Source organism: Paraburkholderia phenoliruptrix, from assembly GCF_902859825.1.
GTDB lineage: Bacteria > Pseudomonadota > Gammaproteobacteria > Burkholderiales > Burkholderiaceae > Paraburkholderia > Paraburkholderia phenoliruptrix.
In genome coordinates this window covers 1-14968 of the sequence record NZ_CADIKB010000027.1, presented here as the reverse complement: position 1 = coordinate 14968, position 14968 = coordinate 1, and the positions used below count along the sequence as shown (strand labels likewise).

Annotated in this window: 15 protein-coding genes; 10 read left to right on the top strand and 5 right to left on the bottom strand. The window is 61.8% G+C overall.

What is annotated here, in order from left to right; genetic code table 11:
• Positions 1–7 precede the first annotated feature (7 nt).
• On the top strand, positions 8–2419 hold the full coding sequence (gene rpoD / locus HV711_RS22905; protein ID WP_082201416.1) for an RNA polymerase sigma factor RpoD: 2412 nt from the start codon (positions 8–10) through the stop codon (positions 2417–2419).
• 615 nt (positions 2420–3034) lie between these two features.
• Here rpoD and nhaR read toward each other — a convergent pair.
• Positions 3035–3931 (bottom strand): transcriptional activator NhaR, encoded by an 897-nt coding sequence (gene nhaR, locus HV711_RS22900; protein WP_014972792.1) that lies wholly within the window; start codon positions 3929–3931, stop codon positions 3035–3037.
• 233 nt (positions 3932–4164) lie between these two features.
• Here nhaR and HV711_RS22895 point away from each other — a divergent pair, with 233 nt between their 5' ends.
• From HV711_RS22895 to HV711_RS22870, 6 genes are all read left to right on the top strand, one after another.
• Entirely contained in the window at positions 4165–5133 is a 969-nt protein-coding gene (locus HV711_RS22895) for a Tim44 domain-containing protein (RefSeq protein WP_035478953.1), read from the top strand.
• A gap of 580 nt (positions 5134–5713) precedes the next feature.
• A complete protein-coding gene (locus HV711_RS22890) occupies positions 5714–6547 on the top strand; it encodes an ABC transporter substrate-binding protein (protein WP_028362115.1) in 834 nt (277 codons plus the stop codon).
• A gap of 40 nt (positions 6548–6587) precedes the next feature.
• Positions 6588–7304, top strand: a complete 717-nt coding sequence (locus HV711_RS22885; RefSeq protein ID WP_035478952.1) for an amino acid ABC transporter permease — start codon at positions 6588–6590, stop codon at positions 7302–7304.
• Between the two features lie 22 nt (positions 7305–7326).
• Positions 7327–7977, top strand: a complete 651-nt coding sequence (locus HV711_RS22880) for an amino acid ABC transporter permease (RefSeq protein ID WP_013591440.1) — start codon at positions 7327–7329, stop codon at positions 7975–7977.
• Positions 7974–8726 carry an amino acid ABC transporter ATP-binding protein gene (locus tag HV711_RS22875; protein ID WP_013591441.1) on the top strand — a complete coding sequence of 251 codons (753 nt, stop codon included), beginning with the start codon at positions 7974–7976 and terminating at the stop codon, positions 8724–8726. Before HV711_RS22880 ends, HV711_RS22875 begins: the two co-directional genes overlap by 4 nt.
• A 124-nt stretch (positions 8727–8850) precedes the next feature.
• Complete coding sequence (locus tag HV711_RS22870) at positions 8851–9612, top strand: IclR family transcriptional regulator (protein ID WP_013591442.1); 762 nt, start codon at positions 8851–8853, stop codon at positions 9610–9612.
• Here the strand turns inward: HV711_RS22870 and HV711_RS22865 are convergent.
• Complete coding sequence (locus tag HV711_RS22865; RefSeq protein ID WP_051224004.1) at positions 9569–10126, bottom strand: GNAT family N-acetyltransferase; 558 nt, start codon at positions 10124–10126, stop codon at positions 9569–9571. The genes HV711_RS22870 and HV711_RS22865 overlap by 44 nt on opposite strands.
• 246 nt (positions 10127–10372) lie before the next feature.
• On the opposite strand from HV711_RS22865, the gene HV711_RS22860 reads away from it, so the two are divergent.
• Positions 10373–10831 (top strand): hypothetical protein, encoded by a 459-nt coding sequence (locus HV711_RS22860; RefSeq protein WP_014972796.1) that lies wholly within the window; start codon positions 10373–10375, stop codon positions 10829–10831.
• Between the two features lie 56 nt (positions 10832–10887).
• Here HV711_RS22860 and HV711_RS22855 read toward each other — a convergent pair whose 3' ends face one another.
• Entirely contained in the window at positions 10888–11154 is a 267-nt protein-coding gene (locus HV711_RS22855) for a DUF3734 domain-containing protein (protein WP_051224003.1), read from the bottom strand.
• On the bottom strand, positions 11133–11489 hold the full coding sequence (locus HV711_RS22850; RefSeq protein WP_028362111.1) for a patatin-like phospholipase family protein: 357 nt from the start codon (positions 11487–11489) through the stop codon (positions 11133–11135). Before HV711_RS22850 ends, HV711_RS22855 begins: the two co-directional genes overlap by 22 nt.
• A 275-nt stretch (positions 11490–11764) precedes the next feature.
• Here HV711_RS22850 and HV711_RS22845 point away from each other — a divergent pair, with 275 nt between their 5' ends.
• Positions 11765–12469, top strand: coding sequence for a hypothetical protein (locus HV711_RS22845; protein WP_035478951.1), 705 nt, complete (start codon positions 11765–11767; stop codon positions 12467–12469).
• Positions 12470–12635: 166 nt separating this feature from the next.
• Complete coding sequence (ppnP, locus tag HV711_RS22840; protein WP_013591446.1) at positions 12636–12956, top strand: pyrimidine/purine nucleoside phosphorylase; 321 nt, start codon at positions 12636–12638, stop codon at positions 12954–12956.
• 78 nt (positions 12957–13034) lie between these two features.
• Here the strand turns inward: ppnP and HV711_RS22835 are convergent, their stop codons facing one another.
• Complete coding sequence (locus HV711_RS22835) at positions 13035–14471, bottom strand: sialidase family protein (RefSeq protein ID WP_035478950.1); 1437 nt, start codon at positions 14469–14471, stop codon at positions 13035–13037.
• Positions 14472–14968 lie beyond the last annotated feature (497 nt).

Below are 14968 nucleotides of genomic sequence, written 5' to 3'. Positions count from 1 at the left end.
CGATGCGATGGCAAAGACGACAGGCGGAAAGAGCAAAACAGGCCCACGCTCCACGGAGCAGACCGGAAAGGTCACCTCGGCCAAGTTAGTTTCTTCCGCCCGGAAAGCGTCTGCTGCCAGCGTTACCCCGGCTGCCGGGAAGAAGTCCTCGACCACTTCGGCCGCGCGAGCGGCGCCAACAGGAGTGGCAAAGGCGGTGGAGAAGTCGGCGCAAGCCGTACCACCTCCGGTTGAGAGGCGGCCGGGTGTCAGAAGCGCAAGGGAAGCGGCTGTCGCGCAGGACGATGCGGCAGTGCGCGAGACTCCAGTATCCACGGTTCAACCGGCTGTTGTCCACCAGCCGCGAGTCGAGACTACAGCCGGTACGGCGAACTCCATGACGAAAAAGCTGAATGAAGTACCCGTCGATGACGACGCAACCCAGAGCGAAGAAACCCCTGTGGCCGCTTCCGGCAAAGTGGAAAAGGCCAGGGCACGCGACCGTCGCGCCAAGGAAAAGGCGCTGCTGAAAGACGCGTTTTCGTCGTCGCAGCCCGGCACGGTCGAGGAACTCGAGGAGCGCCGTTCGAAACTCCGCGCGCTCATCAAGCTCGGCAAGGAGCGCGGCTTTCTCACGTACGCCGAAATCAACGATCACCTGCCGGACAACTTTACCGAGACCGAGGCGATCGAAGGCATTATCAGCACGTTCAACGACATGGGCGTGGCGGTCTACGAGCAGGCCCCGGACGCTGAAACGCTGCTGCTGAACGACAACGCGCCCGCCGCTTCGTCCGACGACGAAGTGGAAGAGGAAGCCGAAGTCGCGCTGTCCACCGTCGACTCCGAATTCGGCCGCACGACCGACCCCGTGCGCATGTACATGCGCGAAATGGGCACGGTCGAGCTGCTCACGCGCGAAGGCGAAATCGAAATCGCCAAGCGGATCGAAGACGGCCTGAAGCACATGGTCATGGCCATCTCCGCGTGCCCGACCACGATCGCCGACATTCTGGCCATGGCCGAGCGCGTCGCGAACGAGGAAATCCGCATCGACGAACTGGTCGACGGCCTGATCGACGCCGACGCGGAAGACGCCGACGGCTTCTCCGTGCAGGAAGCGGAAGCGATCGAAAGCGAAGACGAGGACGAAGAGGAAGAGGACGAAGAGGACGAGGAAGAAGACGACGGCACGGCGCAGGCCACGGCCAACGCGGCGCAAATGGAAGCGCTCAAGCGTGCGTCCCTCGAAAAATTCGCCCTGATCAGCGAATGGTTCGACAAGATGCGTCGCGCGTTCGAGAAGGAAGGCTACAAGTCCAAGTCGTATCTGAAGGCGCAGGAAACCATCCAGAACGAGCTGATGACCATTCGCTTCACCGCGCGCACTGTCGAGCGTCTGTGCGACACGCTGCGTGCGCAAGTGGACGAGGTGCGTCAGGTCGAGCGTCAGATTCTGCATACGGTGGTCGACAAGTGCGGGATGCCGCGCGCGGAATTCATCGCGCGTTTTCCGGGTAGCGAAACGGACCTGGAGTGGGCCGACAAGATCGTCGCCGAAGGTCATTCGTACAGCGCGATCCTCACGCGGAACATTCCGGCCATTCGCGAGCAGCAACAGCGTCTGCTGGATTTGCAGGCGCGCGTGGTGCTGCCGCTGAAGGACCTGAAGGAAACCAACCGTCAGATGGCGGCCGGCGAACTGAAGGCGCGTCAGGCCAAGCGCGAAATGACCGAGGCGAACCTGCGTCTCGTGATTTCGATTGCGAAGAAGTACACGAACCGCGGTTTGCAGTTCCTCGACCTGATTCAGGAAGGCAACATCGGCCTGATGAAGGCGGTGGACAAGTTCGAATACCGTCGCGGCTACAAGTTCTCCACGTATGCAACATGGTGGATCCGCCAGGCCATTACGCGTTCGATCGCGGACCAGGCGCGCACCATCCGTATTCCGGTTCACATGATCGAAACGATCAACAAGATGAACCGCATCTCGCGTCAGATTCTGCAGGAAACCGGCCTCGAGCCGGATCCGGCAACGCTCGCCGAGAAGATGGAAATGCCGGAAGACAAGATCCGCAAGATCATGAAGATCGCGAAGGAGCCGATCTCCATGGAAACGCCGATCGGCGACGACGACGATTCGCATCTCGGCGACTTCATCGAAGACACGAATACGGTCGCGCCCGCAGACGCCGCGTTGCACGCCAGCATGCGCGACGTCGTGAAGGACGTGCTCGATTCGTTGACGCCGCGCGAAGCGAAGGTGTTGCGCATGCGCTTCGGTATCGAAATGAGCACCGATCACACGCTTGAAGAAGTCGGCAAGCAGTTTGACGTGACGCGTGAGCGGATCCGCCAGATCGAGGCGAAGGCGCTGCGCAAGCTGCGTCATCCGAGCCGCTCGGACAAGCTGAAGTCGTTCCTCGAAGGGAACTAATCGGCGCGGTAACCAGAGCGGTTTCGGCGGCACGTGAAGCAGCGTACGCCGGCAGCGATTCAAAGGGGCCTCCCGGCCGTTTCGCCAAGCAGGCGAAGCGATTGCGGAGGCCCCTTTTTCGTGTAGTATGGCGGCCATTCGGCGAAGCGGTCCGCTCTGCGCAGGTCCTTTCGTTGATCGTCCTGAATTAATCGTGTCGAGATACGGTAAAATCTCGAGTTCTCAGGGCCTCTAGCTCATGCTTGGTTAGAGCAGCGGACTTAGCAAAGACTCACCTAAACCATGCGGCTCGGCATGGTGAGTCATGAATGGGTTGCCTTGGGGTAAGTTAGCTCTGCCCCCTGGTAGAACTGCTCAAATTCGGGGAAACCTCTGCTGTCATGCGGCGTGGCAATCCCGAGCGAAGCTCTCTTCGAGAGAACGTGTAGAGACTGAACGGGCAGGTCGTAAAGACAAGAGACAGTCCAGACCACAAACCCGAAAGGGGCGGCGAAAGCCGTAGCTGGTTAGCATAATCCGTTGGTGCCGTGTTCGACTCACGGGAGGCCCACCAAATATCTGAAAGCCACTCCTTGCGAGTGGCTTTTTTTCGCTTGTGAAGCGAAGCACAACGGCCTACGCGTTGAAGAGCTCGCTGCGCGCGGCGTCGATGATCATCGCCACAGCCGGATGGCTGATGCGCCGTTCGATCGAGATTGCGAAGAACTCCTCAACAATCGTGTTGATCTGGCCGACGGTCGTCAGTTTGTGCTCTGCGTGGAGCTGATTTTCGAGCACGGTCGGCGCGAACAGCAGGCCGCGTCCTTCGCGGCCGAACGCGAGCGCCATCGCACCGTCGTCGAATTCGCCGACGATGCGCGGTGAAATGGCGCGCGACGCGAGCCAGTGGTCCAGCTTGCGGCGCACCGCCGACTCGGTGCCCGGCAAGAGCAGCGGCAACTGCCCGAGCGACATCGGGAAGCGCTTGCGCACGCCCTGCAGCAGCGACGCCGCGCCGAAGCAGCTCAGCGTGGAACGGCCGAGCCGGTGATTGAACGCCTTGATGTTGACGTCCGCGGGAATGGGCGCATCCGCGATGATCAGGTCGAGGCGATGCACCGCTAGTTGTGCGAGCAGCGCGTGCAGCTTGCCCTCGTGGCAGATCACGCGCAGTGAAACCGGCGCGCTCAGCGCGGGCTCCAGCAGCCGGTACGCAATCGCCTTCGGGACCGAGTCGGCAATACCCACGCGAAACCGCGATTGCGTGCCCACCTCCTGCTCCCGGCGCACCGCGCTTTCCAGTTCTGAGCCGAGCGAAAAAATCTCGTCCGCGTAGTCGAGCGCGAGCCGCCCGGCATCGGTGAGTTCAAGCGTGCGGCCGCTCTTTTTGAAGAGCTTCTTATCCAGCGCTTCCTCCAGCAGCTTGATTTGACCGCTCAGCGTTTGCGGCGTGACGTGCAGTTGCTCGCCCGCGCGCACAATCCCGCCCGCGTGTGCCGCGACCCAGAAGTAATAGAGATGCTTGAAATTCACGCGTCCTCCGTCGATTCATTAACGTTACGATTTTCACGAAGGATCATCAATAAAAATACGAATTTTCCGTCGTCGAGAGTTCGGCTAGATTGAAGGCTCATAGGTCGGACATTGAAATTTGCCGGCAGGCCGGCGGCAGCGTCGATGACCGAAGAACATTACCGTCCGTAAGAAATTCGCGCGCGAAACATGACGCGCGCGGCGGGCGCCCTGATTCATCCAGAGAGGTTGATATGCATACCCAAGCCATCACTCAGTTCCGGCGTGTCGCCAGCAGGTTGACGCGCGGTACGGCGGCACTCGGTCTCGCGGCAGTGCTCGCGCTCGGTGCGCTCTCGGCCAACGACGCCGAAGCGAAGCGCGTGGGCGGCAGCCAGAGCATCGGGCGACAGTCGCAGATGGCGTCGCCGTCCGCGCCCGCGCAGCGCAGCCAACAAGCTCAGCCGACACAGCAGGCCGCGCAGGCGCCGGCCGCCGCACCCGCGCGCAACCGCTGGCTCGGCCCGCTCGCCGGTCTTGCTGCCGGCTTCGGCATTGCCGCACTGCTGTCGTCGCTCGGCCTCGGCGCCGGGCTCGCGCAAATGCTGTCGAACCTGCTGCTGATCGGCCTCGTCGTCATGGCCGGCGTGATGCTGTTCCGCTTTATCGCGAATCGGCGTCGTCCGGATCTGGCTTATGGTCACGGTGCCGCCAACCGCTCACAGGGCAACGGCTCGCCGTTCATGAACCAGATGGGTCACGCGCAGTCCGACAGCCACTTCTTCGGCACGCAGCGCGCTGCGACCAATCCGACGGGCGCGGCGGGCGCATTCAGTGCGCCGGTGCAGCCGCTCGGGGTCGACCAGGCGGAGCTGGTGGTGTCGGCGAAAAGCCTGTTCATGCGTCTTCAGACGGCCTGGGACCGCAACGAGCAAGGCGACCTGTTCGAGCTGACCACGCCAGAGATGTTCGCGCAGCTCAAGCGCGACCTGGAAGACCGCGGCAGCCAGCCGAATCGCACCGAGGTGCCGCAACTGGAGGCCGAAGTGCTCGGCGTGCAAAGCACAGCGGATGAAACATTCGTCAGCGTGCGCTTCTACGGCCAGATGCGCGAAGACGATGCGCCGACCGCCCAGCCGTTCCAGGAAGTGTGGAACATGGTCCGCAGCGCGCGCGGCGGTGACGCCTGGCGACTCGCCGGCATTCAGCAGCTCGACCACTGAGCAAGCCGGGCGATAGGATTGCGCGCGGCCGATGCGATCGGTCGCGCGTGTCCGCGAGGGCGTGCATCAAGACATGCGCGCCGTTTTCATCAGCAGTTCCTTCCAGCCCGCATGCGCCAACCGACGCATGCTTCACTGGACAGGCAGCAGCGCTGCCTGTCGCCTGCCCGGCGCCAAGTCGCACCAGAGCGCCAGCTTCGTCCGCCTCACGCTTCAGTACACCTTCACCTCGTCACCGAGCGTGACCCCGCCCGCGGCGCTCTGTGGCGCGCGCGGGTGAGGCACCCCCGCCTCGGCTCACGCGAGTAACCGAGGCGCTGCCAGCACTGTCAGGCCGTCTCCGGCCGTCCCGCACCGTCAGCTTCACCGACCGCCTCCGACGGTGTATACCCCATTGCCATCATTTTTTTCCCATGAAACACTGGGCGCTATCTGCCACATCGGACACAAGTCCGATATATCAGACAGCCAGGCTCCGCCGCGCGATTGCTTCCGTCCGGGAGACCGTGCATGCCGCGCAGACCGTGCTGATCGTCGTTCCTTCCACGCACGAAGCTCCATCACCAGATCGGGATCGAAAATGAGATTTGTCAGGGAAAGCACAAAATTTGCCTCTTTGTTCGCCGTGGCGGCGTTGCTCGCGCTCGTGGGCTGTACCAAGGTGGCGCAGCCGGAGCAGAGCGCCGGCACGGATTCGACGCTCAAGCAGGTCTTGCAGCGCGGCACGCTGCGAGTCGGCGACTGTCTCACGTTCGCGCCGTTCGGCTTCTACAACAAGGACGGCCAGCCTGACGGTTACGACGTCGATCTCGCGAAAGAACTGGCCAAGCAGATGGGCGTCAAGCTCGAAGTCGTGAATACGACGAGCGCGAACCGCATCCCGAACCTGCAGACCAGCAAGGTCGACGTGGTGTTCTGCAACTTCACGCGCAACCTGGAACGCGCGAAGGAAATTGCGTTCACCAATCCCTACGTGGTGGCGAGCGAGGCGCTGCTGGTCAAGAAGAGCAGCGGTATCAAATCGATTAACGACATGGCCAACCGCACCATTGCGACCGTCAAGGGTTCGACGAACGGCGACGAAGTGCGTTCGCTGAATATGCAGGTGAAGATTCAGGAATTCGACAGCTCGCAGGCGGCGATCCTCGCAGTCAAGCAGGGCCAGGCGGACGCAATGATCGAGGACAACAACTTCCTCGCGTATCAGGCGTCGCTCGATCCGGATCTCACTGTCACGAATGAGGCGCTGGTTCCGCTCGAATACAACGCCTTCGGCGTCAAGGCGGGCGACCAGGTGTGGCTCAATTATCTGAACCTGTTCCTCTTCAACATCAATGCGTCGAAGCAGAACGCGCAGCTTTACAAAAAGTGGTTCGGTGCCGAGCCGCGTTTTCCGCTTAATCCGCAGTACTAACTGCATGTGTGCGACGTGATGCGCGACGGACGGAGGAACCATGAGCTATGAATGGATCACCCTCGCGGGTTATCTGAACGATTTCGTTCGCGCGTCGTGGCTGACGCTTCAGGTGACGCTGCTGGCCTTCGTCCTCGCGATGCTGCTCGGCTTGCTCACCGCACTGGCGAGTGCGTCCCGCGTGAGCCTGCTGCGCGGCATCGCGAGTGTTTATATCGAGGCGATCCGCAATACGCCGGTGCTGGTGCAGATTTTTATCGTGTTCTTCGGCTTGCCGTCGCTCGGCATTACGCTCAACGCTTATACAGCGGGTGTGATTGCGTTGGGTGTGAATGTCGGCGCCTATCTGGCCGAGGTGTTTCGCGCGGGCATCCAGTCGGTACCGCGCGGGCAAGTCGAGGCAGCGTCCATTCTAGGTCTGGAGCGCTCGCAGATTTTTATGGAAGTCGTGTTGCCGCAGGCCGCGCGTGCGGTTTATCCGGCAATCGTCAATAACCTGATCCAGTTGCTGCTGGGCACGTCGTTGTTGTCGGCGATTGCGCTGCCTGAATTGAGCGGAACCGCAACGGTCATCAACGCGCGCACGCTGCTCTATATCCAGACGTTCACCATCACGCTGATCGCCTATCTGTTCCTCAGCAACGTGCTTTCGTGGGTCGCAGGCCTGATTGGGGCGCGCATGTTTCATCCGCCGCTCGAGGTGAAAAAACGCGCGCGGCGGCTCTTCCTTGTCGCACGCCAGGCCGACCGCACCTGAGCGCCGAAACCGGAGATTGAACATGTCGAGCGAATTGTTGATGACGAGCCTTGCGATCCTGTTTCAGGGACTGCTGGCAACACTGTTGCTGTCGGCGGCGGCGATCGTCGGCGGAACACTGATCGGCCTGCTTGCGGCCGTGCTGCGTTCGTTCGGGCCGTGGGGCACGCCGACCGTGGCGCGGCTTTATACCGAACTCTTTCGCGGCACGCCGGTGCTCATCACGCTGATGTTCATCTACTTCGGCGTGTCGTACTTCGGCTATGCAATCGACGTGTTCGCAGCGGGCGTCGTCGGTTTGAGCGTCTATCAGGGCGCCTATATCGCAGAGGTGTTCCGCTCGGGTATCGAGGCGGTGCCGAAAGGCCAATGGGAAGTCTCGCAGATTCTCGGCCTCAGCAAGACGCAGACGTTCTTCTCCGTGATCCTGCCGCAGACCGGCAAGATCGTGATGCCGCCGCTTATCGGCCAGTACCTGTCGCTAATCAAGGACACGTCGATTGTCAGCATGATCGGCATGTCGGAATTGATGCACGGAGGGCAGGCCATTGTCGACCGGGTCGGCAAACCGGTCGAAATTTATGGACTCGTTGCCGTGCTTTATTTCATCGTGTGCTTTCCACTGTCGCAGTGGGTGCGCCACCATGACCGAAGAAGGAGCCTGCTGTCATGACCACTGTCACTACGTCGAAGCCGATCATCAAACTCACCCGCGTCGGCAAATCATTTGGCGCTACTCAAGTGCTGAAGGAAATCGATCTCGACGTGCGGCCGGGCGAAGTGCTCGTGCTGATCGGCGCGTCGGGCTCCGGCAAGAGCACGGTGCTGCGCATCATGAGCGGCCTCGAAACCGCCGACGCCGGCGAGGTGTGGGTCAACGACGTCCCGCTTCACGATGCGCGCCGTGCGAAGGAAATTCGCGGACACGTCGGCATGGTGTTCCAGCAGTTCAATCTGTTTCCGCACAAGACCGCGCTCGGCAACGTGACGCTCGCGTTGATCAAGGCTCGCAAAATGAGCGCTGCCGACGCGCGCAAGCGAGGCATGGAGGCGCTCGACAGAGTCGGTCTCGCCGATCGCGCGGAACACTATCCGAGCCAGCTCTCCGGCGGCCAGCAGCAGCGCGTGGCCATTGCAAGAGCGCTCGCCGTCGAGCCGGGCATCATGTTCTTCGACGAAGCCACGTCGGCGCTCGACCCGGAGCTCGTCGGCGAAGTGACGGAAGTGATGCGCGGACTGGCGCGCGACGGGATGACGATGGTCGTGGTCACACACGAAATGGGCTTCGCGCGCAAGACCGCCGACCGCGTCGTGTTCATGGATAAAGGCGTGATCGCGGAGCAGGGCGCGCCGGAGCAGATCTTCGTGAATCCGCAGAACGAGCGCACGCGGCAGTTTCTGCATCGCGTGCTCGATCATTGATTGAGGCCGCGGCGGAAATCGCACCGTCTTTGAACCAGCGTTGACGGCGTACCGCTCGCCGCACGCCGGACTCGCGTCACACAACAGTTACACTGCGAACCCTATCGCTGACGGAGTTCAATGAATGTCTGCACCGGAATCAACAAGGGCCAGGGGGGTCGACCGCGTCATCGGCATTCTCAAGCAATTGCATAGCGCGCGGCGGCCGATGACGATGCGCGAGTTGATCGAAGCAACAGGCGCGCCGCGTTCCAGCATTTACGAACTGGTCACCATGCTGACGGAAGCAGGCTGGCTCGAAACCACCGCCGACGGAAGCGTGTTCTTCGGCCGTGAGATGCATTACTACGGCGCCGACTACGCGGTTCACAACGATCTGATCAGCCGCGCGCATCAGGCCATTCTCGCGCTCGTGCGAACGCATGACGAAACCGCGCAGTTGTGCATGCTCGAAGGCAACAAGTACACGGTGGTGTTGTCGGAGAACAGCTCGCGGCCGTTCAACATCAGTTCCGACATCGGCGTGAAGGTGCCGATTCCGTGGACGGCGTCGGGTCGTTTGCTGCTCGCGCATTTGCGCGCCGACGAAATCCGCAGCCTGATTCCGGACGAGGACTTCGTTCTCGACAACGGCAGGCGTATTGAATTCGACGATTTCGTTCGCGACGTGCAACGCGCCGCGGACGAGGGTTACTGTTGCACGGAAGGCCTGTCGCATACTTTCCGGCTGTGCATGGCGGCGCCGATTCGCGACCGCACGGGTCTTCCGGTCGCGGCGCTGTGCTTCATGACGAGCCGCGATACCGAACCCGAGAAACGCGCGGCGATGCTGGAAGATCTCCTCAAGTCGGCGAAGGCTTTGTCGCAGCCGTATGGTCGCTTGTAGGGGCCGCCTCGCGCTCGAAGCGCAACGACATATGGATCTCGTCGTAGGGCTTTCCATCGACAATCATGGAGGCCGGTTCAAGCGCGAACTGTTTGAAGCCGAGCGACGTATAGAGCCGGATGGCAATGTGGTTGCATGCGTTGACGCTCAAGTTGATTTGCGTGATGCCCGGCACTGACTGGGCAAAACCGATTACCTCGCTGACGAGCATCCTGCTCACGCCACGGCCTCTTTTATCGGCCGCGACGTAGACGCCCCATACAAACGCTTTGTGGCGCAGCTTCGCAAGATTCTCGCGCCCGAGTCCCGCCATTCCAATGAGACGCGTACCTTCGAATGCGCCGAAAACGCCGCGGTCGTCTCTCGCAGCTAAGCGGTCTGCTATGTCATCAGGAGTACGATGCATTTCCTCCTCGTAGCTCGACGCGAATGAAGTTGGCGTCTCCTTCAGGCCTGCAAGGCGCAATGTCTGGAAGGACGGCGCATCGGACGGGGTGAGTCGGCGAATAAGCAATTGGCAACTCCAGCGCGCGGCAAGTGAAAGATAGGGATTCAGACTGCTTCGCGGCGAGGCGTCCCAGACGCCTGCTCTTTGTCGCAGAGGCGATACTTGGTTTCCGTTCGCAGGTTAGCAGAGCTCGTTCCCCTCGACGGCCGGATCAGGCGGATTTTCTGCGCGCCCTAAAGGATCGCGCGCAATCTGCCGATAGCCAATGCATGGCTTGCCATCTGATCCCTTGCACAGGATAATCACTTGACCATGCAGATCCAGAACACGCTTGCGGGCGATTACGCCGCCGGCAACGCGCAAACAACATCGGCCGCCGTGGGCACTTCCGCCGACGCCGTCGGCAACAACGCCAACCCGAGCGGCAACGCTTCGAGCACGAGCGCGTCCTCTACTGGCGCGAGTAGTTCGGCAATCCAGGCCGGCGGGGCACAAGGCGGCAGTAGTAGCTCAACAGAAAGCACCGCCATCACGAGGCTCAAGCAGCTGATCAGGTCGTTGCAGCAACAACTCGCGCAAGCCGAGGAGCAGATGGCGCGCGCGTCGAAGCAGTCGCAATTGGGCACCGACGGCGTCTCGTCCGATTCCGCGGCGAGCGCTGCCGCCCAGGTCAATCAGATCTCCGCAGCGCTTCAGATGGCCACCGCGGAGCTGGCGCAACTGATGCTCCAGTCCGGGCAGACCACGGGCATGATCGATACACAGGCATAACGTTTCTATGGCGTGGCCGGCGACGGCGCGGCTGCCCGCCTGTCTGCGCCGGGCGCCTACGCAGTGTCGATCTGCGACAACGCCGTTTCTGCAGCGTGGCGCCCATTCGCCCAATGCTCGTCGATGGCGGTCTTGCCGAACTGACTGTCCTTGAAGTGCGCCTCGCACTGCGAGCGCTCGTAGTCGATGCCGACGACGCGAAAGTTTTTCGGTTGCGCGAACGCAGCCGCTTCGATCAATTGCGGATCCGTCTGTTTTTGCGAACTGTCGATACGACTCAGCGCGTAGGCGAGTAGCGATTTCAGATTCTGCGATTCTTGCAACGCGTCGTTGAAAAGAGCCGCGCGGCTTGCGTGCTCGATGTTTTTCCTCCGATGTCGACATCGACGAGATTGTCCGCGAGCGGGCCGTCACAGCTCCACAAGTCGGCGCGCAAGATCGTCGTGCGCGTAGCAGCGGGTGCATTGGCCACGAGATGGCGCATCGGCGCTGCCGTGGCGAGCGATCCGTCCCAGTACCACGCGCCGTCTATTTCCACCGCGGGAAACCATGGCGGTAAGGCGCCCGACGCGATGATCCTCGCCGCGTCGAGCCCACCGTCACGATTGCTGAAGGAGTGTGCCGCGCCGCTGACCGCATTCGCAGCGACCACGCTCACTGAACGGAACTGCGGTTGAGCAGTTCAAAATCGCAGAGGGCAGAGAGCGTGCGCGACAACGGGCGCGTGTCGAACACACTGATCCGCTTTGGCGAGCATGCGCCGCAGGGTTCGCGAGTGCTGGCCCCCCGTCGGCGGCCAGAATGGGTGCAGCGGCAGTCAAACCGGTTGCTGGCAATCGTTACAATACGCGGATCGTTCGTCCTCCGGACGGTGCAAACGCTGCAACTGCTGCAAACGCAGCACCCGTTCCAGACGCTCTGAAAGCGCACCCCATGCTGATTTCCTATTTCTGCACCGGCGAGGCCTTGCGCAGTCGAAGCGTGAGCGACGTCGTGCTGTCACATGTCGTCGATATACCCGTGCCTCCACGTCACGTGCTCACCGACTGGGAGAGAGAAACATCGTCGCGGATGGATCTCGAAGCCGGCGACGTCGAGGCCATGCCTTTCGCCAGAACGCGCGTGCGCTGGGAGGACTACACCCGCTGCGTGCAGTCGATGTCCGACTGGACGCGCTCTCTCGGACTCGCCGATGTGCTGGCCTCCAGCGATGTCGCGTTGATGGCCTGCCGCGGCGCGAGGTATCACCACGACGCCGCGCAGTATGGCTGCGCGGCCTTCTGCAACCTCTTCCTTACCGAGGACGAGGGCTTTGACGTGCATTTCCCGTCGACGGGCCAGCGCATTCCGTTGACGCGCGGCACGGTCGTGATCTTCGACACGGGCCAGCCGCATGGCGTCATCCGGCGCGACAGCAGCGGCTTCAATGCGAACGACTTCACGCTGGCCCCGGATTGCGTGCAGATATTCCTGACGTGGGAACTGCCGATCGACGATACGGAGGTCGCCCGCGTGCTTCAGATCGATTTCGACGTTGCGCCCTTACCCGCATCGCAACGGCAAGAAGAGCAGGTTCTGCTGAATGGCGAGCCCGTCATCGTGTGCCCGGCTTCCGGACGCTGGCGCCCGGGCGGCTGAGCGCCGCACTAGCACCGGGGTCGTTGCACGCCCACGCTCGCCTGTATGATGGCGAGCTTGGGCCTGACCGCAAGCATCCCGGGACGGTCGGCGCAAACCGCGAACAGCAAGGCAGCCGCCGCGCGGCGCCACATATCCCTTCACGACGACTCACAGGAACACCGCCATGACGGCCGCAACGCAATTCGACCAGGTTTCCGTTATCAAACGCGCCAACGTGTATTTCGACGGCAAGTGCGTCTCTCATACCGTGCTCTTCGCCGACGGCACGCGCAAGACGCTCGGCGTCATTCTGCCGGGCACACTCAATTTCGGCACGGACGCGCCGGAGCTGATGGAAGTCCAGGCAGGCCAATGCCGCATCCGCCTAGAAGGCAGCGACGAGTGGACAACCTACAGCGCGGGCGAATCGTTTTCGGTGCCCGGCAAGAGCCGCTTTGATATCGACGTCGTCGAAACGCTCGACTACGTCTGCAGCTATCTGTAAGCGCCATTCAGCGTGCCTTGCCTGATCGCCGGAAGCCTCCCGGCAATCAGGCCGCGTCGGCGGCGCAATTTTCGACGACTAGGGTGCAGCGAACACGTCCGTGCGATTTAATGTGTTACCCGAGTTGGTCTGCACGAACAGCGGCACGAATGACGTTCCGCGCGCATCCAATCCCTGATAGTCGCCAACGAAGAAGCCCTCGGCATTCGGCGCGGTCTTCAGATCGAACGAGCCCGCCAGATGCAGCTCTCCGCCGAAAGTCTTGCCGCCGTCCGTCGAGGTGGTTCGCCAATAGTCGGTGGGCAACGTGGCCGTATTGCCGGCCTGGAGGGTGCGGAAGTCGTAGTAGGTGACCGCAACCGTCCCCGCCGCGTTGACACGCACGCTCGGATTGAACGCCGGCCTTCCAGAGGGCGTGTTGACGCGCACGGGGGCGCTCCAGCTCTGGCCGCCGTCCGTCGAGGTAGACAGCGCAATCTCGTCGTACTGGCCGCCATTAAAGCGCGAATCCTGCCAGACCACGTAGAGCTGGCCGGTCGCCGGATCGATTGCCGGCTCGGGAATGATGTCTCCCGTGCGCACCGGTTCGCCTGTGTTTGGATCCGTGACGGAGACGGTCTGCAGTCCGGAGATGATTTGCGGCTTGGTCCACGTGGCGCCGTCATCGGTCGATTTGATGAACGCGACCTTGCCCGCCGCTTTCGAGAAGGGCGGACTGATCAGGTCGAAGAAGTCATACAGTGTTCCGTCCTGCGAGTTGACGACGATCTGATTGCCGATGGTCTGCTGGCGCGACGGCACGTTCACGATGACTGACGGCGCGCTCCACGTGAGGCCGCCGTCCACGGTCTTCGAGAATAGGGACGGTCCGCGGAAAGCCGCGGTATGCAGGTTCGCGTAGGGATTGCCGTTCGGCAGTTCGAGGCGGTCCCAGACCGCATAAGCGACGCCTGCCTTGATCGGATTCGCGGTGACCGACTCCTTGTCGTTGAAGAATTGCAACGACGGTTCGTTATCCGCAATCAGAATGCTCAGGTTGCTCCATGTTTGGCCCCCGTCGTTCGATACGGCGGCGCCTACGGCATTATTGTTGTTCGACTGGTTGAACGAGATCGACACGGAGTAGGCGGTGCCGTCAGGTCCAAACGAGACCCACGGGTCGGACGCGCGTTCATATGGCAGTCCGTTCGCGCAAAGGCTAAAAGGCTGGGGCGTTTCGGCCCACGTATGGCCGCCGTCGAACGAAGACGCTGCCACGAGACCATGTGAGCCGCCGTTCGACCAGCGGTCCTGCTGCCACACGGCAATCAGGTTTGAAGGATTGGCCGGATTCACGGCCAGCCACGGCTCGACCTCCGCATTCACATAGACGGTGCCCGGCCCGCCGATGTTGCAGCTGGCAAACGGACTCGGACCCGACGCCAGAACCGGCGCGGCCGAGGCCGACGCGCTGGCCGTCAAGGCGAGGGCGAGCGGAATGCCGAACACAAGTAGACCATGCTTGTTGCAGGACATAGAAGACTCCTCCTCCATAAGCGACCTGCGACGGGCAGACCGATAGCATGCTGGCGGTTGCTAAGCGACGTGGGGAGATTGCGCCTGTTTGCATGAGTCATAACGACAGCATCGGCGCTTCTTGTTCAGCATCTTTTACTCGCCAACTCACTACCGCGTGGACCATTGCAGGCCGCGAGCGCTGGAGACCGCCAGCGCGTCGGCTACGACTTGCTTAACGCTGGCGGCGGGAACCGGCAGCATGAATGCAATGGAATTTAGGTCTTACGAAACGCGTCGGCGGGAATTTTTTGTAACAGCGTATGCGTCGTGGCTGCTTGTGCCGCCAATGTCGCGTGGGGAGGGACCCGGCGATTCTGATTGGCTCACGTCGTGAGGTATTGCGGCGCGCGAAAACTAATTAAGCGAATCAGAAAATCGCGGAGCAGGTGAGGTAAGGGAGATGCTGGAGCCCAGAACAGGACTCCAGCCGAAGCAGCGACGATGCGTGTCAAACA